Below are 15,583 nucleotides of genomic sequence, written 5' to 3'. Positions count from 1 at the left end.
TTTGTGGAAGCGGCCCTGGCTCGTGAGAGCCAGGGCCGCCCTGCTTCGTGCCGCCAGAAAATGCGGCTTGCGCTTTCAGGCCGCGACCTTGCGACGGGCCACGGCAAGGCCGAGCAGGCCGATGCCGAGGAAGGCCAGACCCGCCGGCGCCGGCACGGCCACCTCGGAGGCGCTCGCATTGCCGCTGACGCTCGCCGTGAAGTGGCAGATCGTCGAGCCACAGATGCTGAGCGCCTGAGACAGCGCCGTGAAGGTCAAACCAAAGGAGGACGGGTCACCCAGCTGCGACGCGGGGATCACGCCGGAGGTGAAGCTCACGGAACCCGGCGGATCGGTCGCCACCAGGCTGGCCTGGAAGCCCCCATCGGGCCCTCCCAGGCGCGAACCGGCCAGGGCGATGTCGGCGAAGCTGCCCGACAGGTAGTTGGTGCCCGTGCCGCCCAAGCCCGAGGTGATGGTGAAGCTGCCGGCGAAGGGCTGAAGGATGTCGGTCCCGAAAACCGAGACCGCATTGCCCGTGCTGGCCGCGCTCAGGTTCAGGTAGGCGCTGATGGGGGTGGGGGTGGCGCCCGCATAGCCCGAGATCGTGATCGCGACATCCGTCCCGGTGAGCGTCGTCGTGAGGCCGCCAATGGAGTTGGCGGTGATGGTGTTGCCAGCCCCATTCTGGGCAAAGGTGATGATCGTCGTGGGGGCCGCTTGGGCCAGGGCGCTCAGGCCGACAAAGGCGGCCGTCGTCGCCAACAGAGCCAACTTCCTCATCTTGTTTCTCCACAGATTAAGTGTGGTTCGTTGTTCCGAACCTTGATGGAACTGGGACAATGCCTCTTGAGGTCGCGTGGCGGTTTTCACCCGCCGCGCTCTCGTCGAGACGGTCAGGCGGCCTTGCGGCGCAGGAGGCCGAGGCCGAGCAGGCCGGCGCCGAGCAGGGCGAGGCCTGCGGGAGCGGGCACCGGGACCGCGGTGTCGTAGAAGCTGATGTGCGACACGCCGAAGAACCGTCCGTTGTTCGGGTTGACGGGCGTGTTGACGGTGTCCGTGCCCGAGCCGGCGACCGAGAAGATGTTGAAGTTCGGGCCGCCCTTCGCCACCACGTACTGGAGCAGGGGGTCCCCCACGCCCGGCGTGTACGTATAGGTGACGATGCCTTGCGCACCGAGGGTGATCGTGAACTCGGACCCGTCGATGGTGGGGAACAGGCCGAGCTGGTCCACCGTGCCGTTCGGGTTGAGCTTCACGATGAGCGGGGTCTCGTTCAGGGTCGTGCCGTTGTAGGTCCCCGAAGTGGTGCAGCTCGCACCGGTACCAAACACGCCCGAGCAGTCATTGCCCGGAATAGTGGCGATGAGCAGCGCAGCCTGCGCGCCGGAGGCAGCCAGCATGGCACCTGCTAGCGCGAATGTTGCTAGAAGAAACTTCCGCATTTTTTCACTCCTCGGATGCAACCAAAGCGGAGGACGGATTTCCTCCGCTTTAGTCCATGCAATAAATATGCCGAGGAATAATCGCTGGCATTTTCAAACGCTTAAATTTTTGCCTTACGTATCAATCCCGCGACTGTAAAGGATGTCGACTGCCCGGCACACCAAAGCGCGCAATCAGGGGTTGCATTTTTCGAGCTGGCGCGCATTCCGTGCAGGCGCGTTAGTGTCGCTCAGGATTTGCTGCCAGCCACTGCAAAGCGGTCTGAGACCCCGGTTCAGACGCAAAGCAGGAAGCTACTCCCGCGACGGTCAAAGAGGTTCTATCGCGGCATTAAACTCTATGCAGCCGAGAATGCCGCAGGACGAGGGAAGAGCAAGGCATCCAAGACCCGCTGATTCGCGGCGTCGGAACAGGCAGAAGGGAAATCAATGACTTATGGGAAATCCCCGTAGGCTCTTAATCAGCGGGTCCTAGGTTTGAGCCCAAGTGCGCCCGCCATCCAAATCAAAGACTTAAACGGCTTCAGAGGTCGTCCTCACGGCAACGAACCAGACGATGACCGGACATGCGAGCCGGAAAGGCATTGCTGCTCGCTGCGCCCGTCGACCGGCCATCACCTCTCGCGGCGCGCTTTGATTGTTCCAAACAATCAAAAAAGGGTCCGAAATCTGCGCGTGACGCCCCAAGCGGTGCCGTCCCCAAAAGCCTGTGGCCTTTTTTGCCCCCCCCCCCCGCGCGCCGGGAAGGCCGCCTGAAGGAACGAGCCCCTGTCCGGGGCACACTGGGCTCCTGCCTCTCAGGATGTTGAGTGCGATGGCAGGTGCCAAAGATCCCGCCACCCGCTCATTGCCTCTGCAAACCCGTGGAGAGCGGCGATTACCGTCTCCGCTGCTCGATACTCCGCCCCACCAACCGGAGCCTCGGTCAGCACCCGGATCATTGCGCGACGGCACGTCTCGGCATCGCGCAGCGCCTCCTCCGAGGTCATGGGAGAGAGAAGGCGGCGATGGCGACGGGCAGGCATGGCCAAAGGCTAGGAGGAGGGACAGGAGGCGAACAAGGTGTGCCTGTGCGCAAGCCGCTTTCTGGCTCGGCAGGGAGTGGCGCCAAGCGCGATCCGGGGCCGACGCTCAATCGCCATCCATCTTGCGGGGGCTACCCTCCTGCATGGTGCGGCGCATCTCTTCTGGAATGCCGCGCTGCTCGTCAGCCGCGGCGCGCTCGGCTTCGGCCTCAGCCCTTAACTTCTCGACGTCGGCGCGGATCTCCTCGGCCAGTCGCCGGATTTCCTCGGCCAGGCGCCGCCCTTCCTCGCGCGCCTGACGCACCTCTTCGCGGACGGCCCGAACCTCCACGGCAGCCGCTCGCGTCTCCTCCGCAGCGGCGCGGGCGTCTTCTGCCAGTTCGCGCACATCCTCCCGGGCCTGGCGCCCCTGCTCGCGCAATTGCCGCTCGTCCTCCCCGGCGGCACGGCCTGCCTCAGCCATCGCCTGCTGGCGAGAGGCTTCCTCGCGCAGGTGCTCCGCGGCCTCGCGTCGTGTCTCGGCTTCTTGCCGGAGGGCTTCACGGTCGTTGTGCTTTAGACCTGTTCCTCGGTTGTGTTCCGACACGGGCTCACTCCCTTCCTCCACCCGAGCATGCCCGGCCAGGCAGTAACCTGATTGCACTAGCCGATGCTCGCTCTTGGCCAGAAGACGCTCGCTCGCGGCAATGCGCGCATTCACTCGCCCCAGTAAAGCGCGAACGGCGGCCAACTTGGCAGCGATATCGTCAGGGGCTGGCATGGGTGGCGCGCTGCTGGTTTCAATCGGACGGATAACTCCCCGGCCAGCGGACCGGTCGTCGTGAACGACCGGCCTATCGGCAGCTTCCTGCTTCCAGCAGCGGTGCTGGGCACTGGCCCAGCGCGGCGTATATAAGCCAGCGCCTCAGCCACCAAAGCCCCCTCCGCCATGGCAAAGGCTTCATCGTTTCAGGGCTTGGGGCCGTGTCGCTGGAGTCTGACGCTCAGGTTCTCGCGCATGGCCTCTTGAGGCCTCAGGAGCGCTTTGAACGTCACTCAGGCTGCCCAAGCGGCATGAGGCAGGTTGTCCAGGTCCAACTCTTCGATCAGGGCGCGCTGGCGTGCCACGCGCTTCTCGGCCTCGTGGACATGTCGCTCGGCCCTGGCCCACCTATCCTCTTTCATCATCACCGCACCCCATCCGTAGGGGGAATGCCTGAGCCCTGCCGTGGATGCCAAGAGTGTCGCCGCTTCACCACGCTCGGGCGAGCGTCACCGTCCGATACGCTACGCTGCCTCGCGCACTATCCCCCACCACGCCCGCATACGTGGTGGCGGGCGCACCGCCGCAGCGCTGTTGCATGATAAGATCCGCGAACCCCTCGCCGTCTGCGCTGCAGCAGGTCAAACCCAAAGGCACGTGCGAGCGCGAACATCACTGTACACAGATCATGCATGTCGAAAATCGTTACACATCCACGTTTTTTTACATTTCTACTATCGTAAGGCTTTGATATGGCGTGCTTAAATTTGATGGCACGAACCTTGCACCTCTTGTCAGGCCTGCTGCTGGTTCAGCGGTGGGACAGGTCATTCCGGACAATGGCCTGCGAAAACGGAGGAGAGACATGCAATTTTCTACAAGGGCCTTCAAGCTCACGGCCGCGGCTGTGCTGTGCGCCGGCTTCCTTAGTGCGGCAGCAGAGCGCGCACAGGCCGCTCTGCTGAGCGGCGTCAGCATCCTGAACATCTCGAACGTCGTTGAGAGCAGCCTGGACGCCCTCAACATGAGCCAGGCGCGTTCGATCCTCACCGGAGAGGGGGCGACGATCACCAGCGTCTCGACGGCCAATTTCAGCGCGGCGAGCCTGGTGGGCATCGACATCCTGTATGTCGGGATGACGAACAACAGCTTCACGGACGCGCAGGTCGAGACGATCAGGGACTACGTGGATGCTGGCGGCGGTCTCGTGGCGGTTGGGACTGAGCGTTCCTCCCTGTCAGGGCCGAATTGGGAGGAGATTGCCAATTCCTTCGGCCTGACCGGTGCTGGGGGCGATCGGGCTCCGCAGGCGGCGGCGGCGGCCCCGTCCAGCCCGATCGTGTCGGGGCCGTTTGGGACGGCCACCTCCTATCAGCCGGCGGCGACAGGCGCGTTCAACACGCCTCTTCCGGCGGGTGCGACCGCGGTGTGGAATGGCGCAGACGGCAAGCCGATCATCGTCACCCTGGACGTGACGGGACGGGCCTTCTTTTTCGCCGACACGAATTTCATGCAGAACGGCTGGATCGACGGCGGAGACAACAAGACCATCTGGGGCAACGCCTTCGCCTTCACCGGCCGGGTGGATCCAGGCCCCACGCCTGTTCCGGCTCCAGCCGGCCTCGCACTGCTTGGCGTCGGCCTGCTGGGTCTCGGCATCATGCGCCGCAAGACCGCCTGACACATCTTCGTCAGTACGCAATAGGCAGCGCTCCGGTCCCGGATGGGCCGGAGCGTTTTATGTCAGTCGAAGCATTACGGCCTTCCAAGGCGCAGGCGCGCACGTGCCCTCAGGCACAAGCGCCCAGCGCCACACTTCATCGCGGCCGTAGCCCCTGATTACCGATGAGTGCTCTCTGCTGCCTCGCGCACCATCTCCACCACGCGCGCTTGCATTCGCGACGGCAGGCGCACCGCCGCAGCACCGTTGGCATCGGCAGGGCACCGCACCTCCCACCGGCCGCGCCGCAGCCTTGCAAAGCCAAAGGTCACCACGGCCGGCCCCAGGCGCACGTCCACCAGCACCAGAGGCGTCCTGCGGTCTTGTGGCCCCAGCCGCACACCCACGACGGCCGGGCCATCCACGTCCGTCGCGCGCGCGCGCACAGGCGCGCGTGGTTTCCGGGCGGCTTCCTCGCCGGTTTGAAGATGTCGTGTCGGCGCGCTCATGGCGTCATGTCTCCGAACGCGCGCTGCCAAAGGGCATCCAGCCACGCGGCATCGGCGTGGTTGATGCGAACATGAACCTTCGCGCCCAGCAGCCGCGCTTTGATGGCTTCGATGGCCGCCACCTGGTGCCGGGTTAGGCCGGGACGCGAGGCCAGCAGCGCCAGCGCCTTGCGGGCGCCGCGGGGCGGCATCGCGGCGAAGGAGAAGGCGGCTGCCGATGCTGTGCCGGGGCGCACCGGCAGGGCAGTGTGGCGTTCCACCACAGAGGCCAGAGCGTGCCAGTCGAGCCCTGCAGCGGTTAGGGTGCGGCCGATGGCGGCGACGGTTGCTGTCACCTCGCCGGGCTTGTCACTGCCCAGCAGGGGCAACAGCTTCGCCACGCGGGCGGGTATCACGGCAGTGCTCATGGTCCGTCCGCCTCCACCGCCTCGGGCAGCAGCCGTTCGGCACGCAGCCGCGCGACCATCTCCAGCGGTAGGTACCAAAGCAGGCCGTCGGGCTTGGTCAATTCGAGACCACCGGACCGGCACCAGCGCCATGCACAGCCCGCGGCGATGTAGCCCGACAAGCGGCACGCATCGCGCGTGAGGGCAAAGTCCACCCCTTCTGGCCAGGGAGACGGGGCAGCCGCGGATGCAGGAAACGCCTCCGCCTCGCTGCTAATCCTGCGAAGGCTGCTAACCGGCGGTGCTGCCGTCGCAGCCTCCGCCCGTTGTGCGCGGATTCGCGCCAGCGCGGCGTGGGCGTCAAAGCCGGCCGTCATGGCACCAGCTCCCACGCCGCCTTGCGGGGCGCGTCATCCAGCACCGCGCCGGGCTTCAGCTCCCGCAGCCAGCCATGCTCCACCAGCACCTCGCATGCTGCCCGCGCTTTCTGGGCCGTCCGCAGGCTTCCCGGACCGCGCTGGTAGATCTCGGATAAGTGCGCGCGGGGATCGCGTCGCGCCTGCCACCAATCGAGCAGCCGCTTCGCTTCGCGCAGTTCCGGCGTCACGGCCGCACCGCCCCTGAGGCGCAACATCTCGGCCGCATAGTGCTGAGCCAGCGTCACGCCGTTCGCCATGGCCTCGCCCGAGACAAGCGGCTCGCCGGCGTAGGCGGCCAGCACCGCCGCCAACCGTCCCGCGTGCTCGGCCGCCTTCGCGCCCCAGGCCCGGATCGGCCGCCACACGCCGCCCTCCCGGATGGAGGTTTCCGCGAAGTCGTGGAAGCGTATCCACAGGGCTGCAGCGTCCGCATCACATTCCAGCGGAAATGGGTCCAGCACCGCATCCGCCTCCGCTTTTACCCGTGGCTGCCGTTCCAGCAGTTCCGTCAAGCGTGCGTTGTAAGGCACGAGCAGCGCTTCTGCCTCCGCGGTGCGGTCGCGGAACAGGCGCGTGCCGGCGGTGCTGTCCGGCGCCACCAGCAGCATGCGCGCCAGCAGCCCCAGCCCATCCAGCATGTCATCGCCCAGCACCCCGTCGGCCACCACCGGCTGCACCATCACGTGCGCGCTGCACCGCCGGCCGGGCAGGAACGCCTTGCCGGTCAGCACCCGCAGGCGACGGATGGCTTCGCCGTCCCAGAGCGTGTTCAGCAGCGCGCCGGTTCGCATCCGGGTTTCCTCGTTGAAGGCGTTGCCGCCGACGAGGATGCCTCCCTCGGCCGTGAACACGCCGGCCCAGGGCCGCGCATCCGCCAAGTGCATCACGAGCGCCTCGGGGCTGGGATCGGCCACCAGCAGCATCGGATGGGGCGGCGGCTTCGGCTCGGCGCCCATGGTCCGCAGCGCAGTCGCAAGTTCCGCGCGCTTTGCCTTGTGCGTGGTTTCGAGGTGCTCCTTGTGCTTCTTCCAGGCAGCGTGCTCCGCCTTCCAGTTCGCGAAGTCCTGCCCATGCGCCTCCGCCCATCGGGCCTCCACCACATGGACCGCGTGCAGGGCGGCGCGGTCCACGCTGGACTTGCGCTCGCCGCTTTCCGCGATGGAGACGAAGATTTGCGTCAGCGGCTTCCGACCGCCACCGGGCAGGATCACGTCGTGATGCGCCTGCACCGCCAGCGCGGCGGCGCCCAGCACGGATTGCGCACACAGGGCCATGGGCGCCTGCGTCAGCAGATGCACGCCCTCTGCTGCATTGCGCAGTGGCCCCAGCGCCCCCACCGGGAACGGCAGGGCGGGTGGCAGGGTCCGAAAGAGCGGGCGCTTCTCGGGCGTGTGCGCCGTCTCGCGCGAGTAGCCGTCAGCCATGGTTGCCGTCCCGCGCCTGCTGGCGCTGTAAGAGGTCGTTGAAGTCGTCGCGGTCGGGGGTGAGCACCTCCACCCGCAGCCCCTCGGCGGCGAAGCGGTCCGCGGCCATCCAGGCATGGCGCTGCCCAGCCTTATCGGCATCGGCGGCGATCAGGAGATGCGTCAGTCCCGGTGGGAGCGGCACGCGTGGGAGATTGCCCGCACTCAGTGCCGCCCAGGCGGGCGCGCCCAGGATCAGCCCGGCGGCAAGGCTCGTCTCGATGCCCTCACCGACCACGAGCGGCAGCCCTGGCGCCCAGCGGCACAGCCGCACCACGCCGCCGCCGACCGGCCCCAGCGTCATGCGAGCTGGGTCCAGCGCGGCCTTTCCCGCGCCGCCGGGCGCGAGGAAGGTGCGGTGGATGGCCTGGCCGCGGCCGGTGGCGTCCGTCACCCGAGCCAGCATGCACGGATGCACCCCGCCTACCGGGTGCTTGGCATCCAGCAACACGCGCAGCGCGTCGCCATCGGGCTGCGGCAGGCCGCGGCCCGCCAGGTAGCAGGCCACGACGCAGCCTTTGGCCGGACGATTGCCGGCATTCCACAGGCGCTGTGCGGCGGCCGTGCGGGCGTCCACGTCGGCGCTGGGAGGTGCCGCGGTGCTATGATGCCGGGCCGGGCGCGTCTCCCGTCCCAGCACGGCTTGGGTCAGCCGGTCGCGCTCGTGCTCGCCGCAGGACGCGCACCACCAGACGGCACGGCCCTCGCGCTCTTGCAGCGAGAAGGCGTTGGCATAGCCGCAGACGGGGCAATTGCCTGCCCAGCCCCGGCCGGCGGGACGCCGGTGAAGGGCGAGACGCGCGGCGATGTCGCGGGCGGCCCTCATGCGCCACCTCGCGCCGCACTGGCCGCCACCAGGGCGCCGAAGCCGATCAGGGCGCGCACCACTGGGCTGCGTGGGTTGCCGGTGGCCAGCGCCATCACAGGCGCGCCGGAGGCGGTTTCGAGGCCGGGCAACAGCACCAGCCGTGCTTGTTGACGGGACGGCGCCAGCGGTGCCCGGACGGGCGGCGCAGGGTGCTTGCGGAAGCGGGTTGGCGTGGTCGCCATGGGCATCTCTCCGATGCCCCAGCGGCCGGAAAACCTTGGATTGGTGCCGATTGCGCGCTATGTGTCGGTTGCCGCCAGACTAGCATCGACGCGTACACCAAGCCCTCCGGTCTCCAGCCGGGGGGCTTCTCAGTGGTGGTGGATCAGGAAGGCGAGGCCGGCGGCAAGCGCCAGCCCCACGATTGAGGCGCCGATCAGCTCAGCAGCGATGCGAAGGACAGCGTCCATGTCAGGCGGCCCTCGCAGCGTCGGCTTCAGAGGTGCTGCGCCGGGCGGGCGTCAGCTTGGCCTTTGCCCACGCGAGGGCGGCACCCCAGTTATAGAGCGCCCGGGGACCGAAGCGGTGGAAAGGCGGGCCACCGCCGCGCGTGGCCTTGGTCGCCAGCGTAGCGGATGCGGTCGGGTAGCCGGCAGCAGTGAGCGCCGCAGCACAGGCGTCGCGCGTCAGCAGCGTGTCGGGATGGTCGGGAATAACGGACACTCAGCACCTCCATTGCGGGGGTAAGTCCCGCGTTGCGGTGCTTTGGTCTTCAGTGATCTCCGTCCCGAAAAATTAGTCTTCTTCCAGAAAGGCAGGCTTCACCGGCCCGCCCGCATGAGTAGCGGAACGCAAAATCGCCTTCGCCACAGCCTCAAGCGGCAGATCCCTTTCTGCGGCTAAGCTATGCTTCGTGGCGTGGAACACAGCGCTATCATGATCTTCTTCCGCGTTCCCAGCCATTGCGTCTTCGCGCCAGCGCGCAACAATGCGCCAGGGCGTTCCTCGCTGGTCGTGTAGGCTGGGCACATTCGCGGCTTTTCGCGCCACCCACCGAGCAGCCTCTTCTCGGCTCGCGAAAGCTTTCCGCTCAAGGCATTCATGAAGCAAAGCCGCGATAGTGCCACGCTGGACTAGGACGTCAGTGCCAACGCCTCTCGGGCCGCGCCCCTTGCGCGGTGCTGGCCGCAAAATTGGCGCTACCTCGCGGCCTTCCTTCAGGTCGGATAACGCCACCACCAAGCGGTGCAGTACATTCCAATGCTCGGTTGGAAAGCCACATGCTTGCATCATGTCCTGCACGGCCTCCAGAGCGGCCACGGCACCAGAGGTGTCACCGGCACGGCCGATATCATCCTCTGCAAACTGCTGTGCCGCCTCCTGCATCTTCGCACGAAAGTCAGCCCATTCGGTGCCGGTAGGACGTCTCGGCTTCATTACGCCTCCGCTGGCGTCATCCGCATATGAAGCGACAGGGCCGCGCGATGCGGACCACGCAGGCTAGCCAGCCCTGCCCCGCCGCGATTGAGGCTACACCATTAGCCGGTTCGCAGCTTTAGCAGGATTAGCAGCCTTCACGGCCCTGCCTCGCGCCTACCCTTGCCTCCGTAGACGAATGCCTGCCAGCATCGCGGCGCCTAGGACCAACAAAGCGACGCCGCCTGGAGCAGGTACCGGCGCTACGACCCGTGCCCTGGAGACGGTGCCGACGAAGTCGCAATTTCCAAAGTTCGGACCACAAGTGAACGAAACATCACTCTCGCCCTGACCTGGGAAGACTGCGCTGCGGTAGCCACTCATCATGCCGTTCGTGCTGAAGTCAAACCGCGCGTACACATCAGTCGTCGGCTCGTGGTAATGAACCCAGCCCTCCGGCCTCGAATTCTTGTCGGCCTTGATGTGGAAGCCGCCAAAATTTTCGAGGGGGTAGGTAGTCCGAAAGCTCTCCAAATCAAAAGCTAGTACAGGAGCAATATAGCCAGCTTGCGGGGGATTTACACTTCCGAACCAACCTCCGCTTGGCTCAGTGTAAATGCGCAAATCCATCAAACCGTCGACCTTTTCATGGCACCAGAAGAGGCCATAATGGGGGCAACCGTTGTAAACCTCTCCAGGGCCACTCGCTCCTTGGATAAGTAGCTTGAATTCATATCCGCTGTGATACGCCTCGCGGGTGATGTCGTAGACCAGCTGAATTTGGCGGGTCTGACGAATGCTCGGATCGACGTCATCGACGACGTCGTAGTAGCCATTCATCACGACTTGATAGTAAGGCACCGTGGCGTTCGGCGCCGTTGGCGCTGCAGCGCTGGGCGTCGATACTGTAAGGAGTGTGGCTCCTGCCAACATCGCTGCTGCAGCGCAGAAGCGTTCAACCAAGCCTCGCATTTTTTTGCCCCTCCCAACATTTCGTTTCATGAAACAAGGACAGCAAGAAATGCGCTGCCATGGCAATGTCTTGTTTCTAAAGCGATGGTCTTAATTGTTGGACTTCCGAACGTAAAAGCTCCCGACATCACTGGCTTCGGCTGAGGGAGAGGGAGAGGGAGAGGGAGAGGTCAGCCGAGCATTCCGTGTGGAAAGTCAATGAGAATGCCGGCAAATGCGGATTGCTAGGCGCGCATATACGTTCGAGCTTGAGGCCTTCACACCCGCGCCCGATAGTCCCGCACGCTTGCAAGGTCGGTCACCTCTGCTCCTGGCGCGCCCATCTGGCGTGCCACCTCGCCTGCTACCTTGTCCGCTGCCGCCAGCAGCACCGCATCGGCTGAATGTACGTAGCGGCTGGTGACGCTACGTCCACGGTGGCCGATCAAGGCCGCAATGGCGATCTCTGACAGGTCCAGGTCTGCCGCCACGCTAGCGAAGGAATGGCGCAGAACATGTGCCGTCACGTCCTTGGGCAGCTCTGCCAGCTCCACTGCCTTTGCCATCGCGCGCTTGAAGCCAGTCATGGTGCTGTCCTCGCCGCCGCGGGCGGGGGGGAACACCAGCCCAGCCGGATCACCGCCCGTGGTGGCCCGCTGCACCTCCAGAACGGCGCATGCGGCGTGGGGCAGGGCGCGCATGCTGGCGCCAGTCTTGGTGTCTCCTAGGCGCGCGGTGCGGCGTGGCAGGTCCACCTCGCGCCAGCGCAGCGTCAGCGCCTCGCCGCTGCGCCAGCCCGTCAAGGCGAGAAAGCGGATCGCGGCTACGGCGTGAGGCCACATGGCGCGGCGGGGCTTCTCGCCCTCGGCAGCCGGCCGCAACGCCTTCTCCAGCCCCCTTGCGAGGGCCGCATACTCCTCTGCCGTTAGCCGCCGGTCGCGCTTGCCATCGGCAGGGCGCAGCACACCGCGCGCCGGGTTGTCCGGCCGCATGCCCTTCTTCACGGCAAAGGCGAAGATGGCACCGAGCATGCCCACGGTTCGCGACGCTGCGCCCATGTTGCCCCGGACCACGCGCACGGCTCGTGCCCGGCCAAGGTGCTCGCGGCGGTGCGTCTTGCCGTCCGCCACATCATGCATGAAGGCTTCGATATCGGCAGTGGTGACGCTGCGGACCTTTCGCGGTCCCAAGAGCGGCAGGACATGGCTCTCGATGCGGCTGCGGTCGGCGGCGAGGGTACTGGCCTTCTTCGTGCCGCTGCGTCGCGTTGTGAGGCGTCCCGCCTCCGCCGCTGCCAGATAGTCCTGGCATAGTTCCGCCACGGTGGGCGCCTCGCGCATTTCTTTCTTGGCGGTCGCTGGGTCGCCGCCTCCCGTCACTACCGCGAGAATGCGCCGGGCTTCGTCCCGCGCAGCGTCAGGGGTCCAGGGTGCGCCATGCCGGCCGATGGTGTAGCGCCGGGAACGTCCCTCTGCAGTGCGGAAGATCAGAACGTAGGCTACTGCCTCAGACCGCTGGCGGCGGATGCCGAAGCCCGTCACGGCGCCGGGGCCGGCGTCCCACATGTCCTCGCCCGGACCCAGGGCGCGGACCTCACGCAAACCGATCCGTCCGCGCTTTGCTGCCATCGACCTGGCCTCCGTCTGCTACCTAGGCGCCCTTAGGTAGCAGATAGGTAGCAGGATCAATCAAGCCCGAACAAGAAGGAGCAATGGCGGGCAGGCCGAAAGCGGTAGAAAACCTAGGATTTGTGGGGCCTGTGCAAACCCTATCAAAGCCCCGAAAAGGTATGGTCTTGCCTTGACACGGTAGGGGTCACAGGTTCAATCCCTGTCGCGCCCACCATGAATCCCTTCAAAATCAAGCGTGTCTGGCCGTCGCGAAGTTCGCGCAGGCTCGTTTAGGCCTGCGCAAGTTCGCGGGATCTTGAGGATATCCGTGCAGTAAACGTGCAGGATGTTTCTTTTTTTGTTCTAAATTCGGGTTGGTTTGGTCCGAAGGAAAGCCGGTGTCAGGCGGTGCTGGCGGCACTGGCAGACATCGCCGGATGGTCTGGAGTCACGAGCAGCGGGGGGCCGTTCACAGCCCTTCTCGGGCCGTCTTTTTGGCACACAGGTGCGTGCTAGTGCCCCGAAGCGGATGTCGGACGGTTGTCAACGGGCGCGGGAGGAGCACCCTGCCGAAACCCGTTCTAAAGCGTTCAGCTGATAAATGTGGTCACGATCATAATTGCTTCAGTTCTGCCGCTTCGCAGAAACCTCAGCCCCTCCCCAGGCCTCGAGCAGCCGGATCAAGGCAGTGACGTCCTGACCCTCTCCGCCATGCACGTGGGCGTGGTCGTAAAGTTGCTTGGCGGTGGTGCAAGTCAACATGGTGGTGCCAAGCGCCTCAGCCTCGGCCAATGCTAGGCGCACGTCCTTGCGCATCAGTTCCAGCCGGAAGCCGAAATCGAAGCTCCGCTCCAGCACAGCCTTCGGCATGAAGACCTCGGTGGAAAAAGACCGGCCGCTGCTTCTCGAGACCACGGCGTGCATGACCGCTGGGTCAAGCCCGGCCTTGGCCCCCATCACCATCGCTTCGGCCGTTGCCGCCCAGACTGTCGCGGCGATCAAGTTGTTGACGAGCTTTAGAGTCTGCCCCTGGCCCACCTCCTCGCCTACATGAATGGTGCCCCGGCCCATCGTCTCAAGTAGGCCGCGCACCCGCTCAAAGGCCGTGCGGTCACCCGAAGCCATGACCGAGAGCGTCCCCGCCTTTGCGCCAGCCACCCCGCCTGAGACGGGGGCGTCGAGGACCGCAACGCCCTTAGCGGAAAGTCCTGCTGCCACCTCGGATGCCACGCGTGCGCCGGTGGTCGAAAGGTCGGCATAGATGCGCATCGCCGAACCTTCGACGAGCCCACCGGCGCCAAGAGCAACCTGCTTCACCACATCCGGTGTCGGCAGGCTGACAAAAACAATCGGTGCAGCGTCAGCCACCGCGGCCGGGGAGGGCATGGCGGTGGCTCCCAGAGCCACCGCCTGCGCCAGCGCTGCCGGACTGACGTCATGCACCAATAGGCGATGACCCGCAGCGATCAATCGCTCGACCATCGGCCCACCCATCGCGCCAAGGCCGACAAAGCCGACGGTCAGGACATTCGTGGTCACGGGCGCACCAGCGGGCAGCCGCCCTCCGCCAAAGGCCGGAAAGCCTGCTCGGCCGGAATGGTGGCGAGGACGCGATACAGATCCCAGTCGCCGCGCGAGTCCTCGGGACGCTTGGCCTCTACCAGATACATATCATGCACATGGCGCCCATCCTCCCGCACACGCCCATTCCGGGTGAACATGTCATTCACTGGCAGCTCCCGCATCCGCGCCGCCACCGCTTGGGCCTCATCCGTCCCGGCGGCCTCGATGGCACGCAGGTAATGGCGCACGGCCGAATAGACGCCAGCCTGATATTGGGTCGGCATGGCGCCCCGGTGGCGTTCCGCGAAGCGGTGGGCAAAGGCGCGGGTTTCGTCATTCTGGTCCCAGTACCAAGCCTCGGTGGCCACCACTCCCTGCGAGGTTTCGAGGCCGAGTGCGCGAATGTCCGTGATGTTCACGAACATGCCCACAAGCCGCTGACCGCGACGCGTCAGGCCAAACTCGCCGGCCTGCTTGATGGAGTTGATGGTGTCGGTTCCCGCATTGGCGAGCGCCACCACCTGTGCGCGGGATGCCTGGGCCTGCAGCAAGAAGGAGGAGAAGTCGCGGGCGTTGAGCGGGTGCCGCACCCGTCCGACCACCGTGCCACCCTCCGGACGCACCGTGGCTTCCGAGGCGCGTTCCAGTGCATAGCCCCCTTCATAATCCACCGTGAGGTAGAACCAGGACCGTGCTCCTTGCTGCAGCACCGCTCGCGTGGTGCCAGAGGACAGAGCATAGCTGTCCGACACCCAGTGGAAGCCGACGGGTGAGCACTGCCGGCCTGTCAGTTCGGTGGAGGCAGCAGAGGTATTGATAATGATGCGGTTGCGTTCCCGCCCGACCTGCTGCACCGCCAACGCGACCGCCGAGTTTGGCATGTCAATGATCATGTCGACGCGTTCGGTGTCGATCCAGCGGCGGGCCGTCGCGGCGCCAACGTCTGGGCGGTTTAGGTGGTCGGCAAAGACCACCTCCACCGGTCGGCCAAGGGCACGGCCACCATGATCCTCGATCGCCAGCCGCGCTGCAGCGACGGAGCCAGGTCCGGCAAAATCTGCGTAAGGCCCCGTCATGTCAGTCAGCACGCCAACGCGAACAATGTCGTCAGAAACTTGCTGTGCGGTAGCAGCGGACATGAGGCCGAGCGCCACGAGCAGCGCGACCGCGCCGGAACGGATGGACATGCTGTTTCCTCCTTGCCCTGGAGCGCTCTGCAGGCTGCGCACCTTTTGGCCTGAACACGGTCCCAGAGCTGACAACTGTGGTCAATCCTGGCGAGGTGATCCGTTTGGGGCATTTGCGCACATCAGGCTTCCACTCCGCCGCCGGAGGTGGCGAAAGTGGATCGCGATGAACTGCACCTCGCTCCCAACGCAACTCTTGTAGCGCTCTGCTATCCCGTCGTTCTGTGGCGTGCAGTCTAGGCCCCGAGACGTTGGCCTTTACTCTGGGCTGGCCTACCGTAGCGCGATTTCTCAGAGTCTGTCCGCGAACATTTTCAAGGTTGGCAGAGCCTTCGCATCATAAGCCGAATGGATGCGAGGCGTAGGAAGGCGAGCGCGGTACGGCTGAGGTTCTCCCAGTCCTTGGCAAGGCGACGGCAT

The 15,583-nt window shown here is 65.6% G+C and carries 16 protein-coding genes and 1 pseudogene; 1 reads left to right on the top strand and 16 read right to left on the bottom strand.

All coding sequences use genetic code 11. The features are described from left to right. Positions 1-75 precede the first annotated feature (75 nt). The 3 genes from JTJ31_RS23570 to JTJ31_RS23560 all read right to left on the bottom strand — a co-directional run bounded on the left by JTJ31_RS23570 (position 76) and on the right by JTJ31_RS23560 (position 3,035). Positions 76-762 carry a hypothetical protein gene (locus tag JTJ31_RS23570; protein ID WP_207541188.1) on the bottom strand — a complete coding sequence of 229 codons (687 nt, stop codon included), beginning with the start codon at positions 760-762 and terminating at the stop codon, positions 76-78. A 113-nt stretch (positions 763-875) separates the two neighbouring features. Further along, positions 876-1,382, bottom strand: a complete 507-nt coding sequence (locus JTJ31_RS23565; RefSeq protein ID WP_207541187.1) for a PEP-CTERM sorting domain-containing protein — start codon at positions 1,380-1,382, stop codon at positions 876-878. A gap of 1,173 nt (positions 1,383-2,555) precedes the next feature. Then, positions 2,556-3,035 carry a hypothetical protein gene (locus JTJ31_RS23560; RefSeq protein ID WP_207541186.1) on the bottom strand — a complete coding sequence of 160 codons (480 nt, stop codon included), beginning with the start codon at positions 3,033-3,035 and terminating at the stop codon, positions 2,556-2,558. A gap of 1,021 nt (positions 3,036-4,056) precedes the next feature. Here JTJ31_RS23560 and JTJ31_RS23555 point away from each other — a divergent pair. Further along, entirely contained in the window at positions 4,057-4,872 is an 816-nt protein-coding gene (locus JTJ31_RS23555; protein ID WP_207541185.1) for a PEP-CTERM sorting domain-containing protein, read from the top strand. Positions 4,873-5,030: 158 nt separating this feature from the next. On the opposite strand, the gene JTJ31_RS23550 is transcribed toward JTJ31_RS23555, so the two are convergent. From JTJ31_RS23550 to JTJ31_RS23490, 13 genes and pseudogenes are all read right to left on the bottom strand, one after another. Beyond that, a complete protein-coding gene (locus JTJ31_RS23550; RefSeq protein WP_207541184.1) occupies positions 5,031-5,360 on the bottom strand; it encodes a hypothetical protein in 330 nt (109 codons plus the stop codon). Next, positions 5,357-5,767, bottom strand: a complete 411-nt coding sequence (locus JTJ31_RS23545) for a hypothetical protein (protein WP_207541183.1) — start codon at positions 5,765-5,767, stop codon at positions 5,357-5,359. Before JTJ31_RS23545 ends, JTJ31_RS23550 begins: the two co-directional genes overlap by 4 nt. Then, positions 5,764-6,123: a hypothetical protein gene (locus JTJ31_RS23540; protein WP_207541182.1), complete on the bottom strand. Its 360-nt coding sequence runs from the start codon at positions 6,121-6,123 to the stop codon at positions 5,764-5,766. Before JTJ31_RS23540 ends, JTJ31_RS23545 begins: the two co-directional genes overlap by 4 nt. Continuing rightward, positions 6,120-7,589 (bottom strand): YfjI family protein, encoded by a 1,470-nt coding sequence (locus JTJ31_RS23535; RefSeq protein WP_207541181.1) that lies wholly within the window; start codon positions 7,587-7,589, stop codon positions 6,120-6,122. The genes JTJ31_RS23540 and JTJ31_RS23535 overlap by 4 nt, the downstream gene beginning before the upstream one ends. Beyond that, positions 7,582-8,454, bottom strand: coding sequence for a DUF7146 domain-containing protein (locus tag JTJ31_RS23530; protein ID WP_207541180.1), 873 nt, complete (start codon positions 8,452-8,454; stop codon positions 7,582-7,584). The genes JTJ31_RS23535 and JTJ31_RS23530 overlap by 8 nt, the downstream gene beginning before the upstream one ends. Beyond that, positions 8,451-8,678 (bottom strand): hypothetical protein, encoded by a 228-nt coding sequence (locus JTJ31_RS23525; protein ID WP_207541179.1) that lies wholly within the window; start codon positions 8,676-8,678, stop codon positions 8,451-8,453. The genes JTJ31_RS23530 and JTJ31_RS23525 overlap by 4 nt, the downstream gene beginning before the upstream one ends. Before the next feature lie 229 nt (positions 8,679-8,907). Then, positions 8,908-9,159 (bottom strand): DNA-binding protein, encoded by a 252-nt coding sequence (locus tag JTJ31_RS23520; RefSeq protein WP_207541178.1) that lies wholly within the window; start codon positions 9,157-9,159, stop codon positions 8,908-8,910. A 72-nt stretch (positions 9,160-9,231) separates the two neighbouring features. Then, the gene (locus JTJ31_RS23515) at positions 9,232-9,873 is read right to left on the bottom strand and encodes a hypothetical protein (protein WP_207541177.1); all 642 of its coding nucleotides are present in this window, start codon (positions 9,871-9,873) and stop codon (positions 9,232-9,234) included. A gap of 156 nt (positions 9,874-10,029) precedes the next feature. Beyond that, positions 10,030-10,815, bottom strand: coding sequence for a hypothetical protein (locus JTJ31_RS23510; RefSeq protein ID WP_207541176.1), 786 nt, complete (start codon positions 10,813-10,815; stop codon positions 10,030-10,032). A 266-nt stretch (positions 10,816-11,081) separates the two neighbouring features. After that, the gene (locus tag JTJ31_RS23505) at positions 11,082-12,431 is read right to left on the bottom strand and encodes a tyrosine-type recombinase/integrase (protein ID WP_207541175.1); all 1,350 of its coding nucleotides are present in this window, start codon (positions 12,429-12,431) and stop codon (positions 11,082-11,084) included. Positions 12,432-13,037: 606 nt separating this feature from the next. Then, on the bottom strand, positions 13,038-13,952 hold the full coding sequence (locus tag JTJ31_RS23500; protein WP_328805810.1) for an NAD(P)-dependent oxidoreductase: 915 nt from the start codon (positions 13,950-13,952) through the stop codon (positions 13,038-13,040). After that, positions 13,949-15,163, bottom strand: coding sequence for an ABC transporter substrate-binding protein (locus JTJ31_RS23495; protein WP_207541173.1), 1,215 nt, complete (start codon positions 15,161-15,163; stop codon positions 13,949-13,951). Before JTJ31_RS23495 ends, JTJ31_RS23500 begins: the two co-directional genes overlap by 4 nt. A gap of 314 nt (positions 15,164-15,477) precedes the next feature. Then, positions 15,478-15,583, bottom strand: a pseudogene (locus JTJ31_RS23490) (IS5/IS1182 family transposase); the annotation flags it as partial.

This window comes from Sabulicella rubraurantiaca (assembly GCF_017355885.1).
Classification (GTDB): Bacteria; Pseudomonadota; Alphaproteobacteria; order Acetobacterales; family Acetobacteraceae; genus Roseococcus; species Roseococcus rubraurantiacus.
Note: the sequence above shows the minus strand (reverse complement) of the source record. Positions and strands in the feature narration are given on the sequence as shown.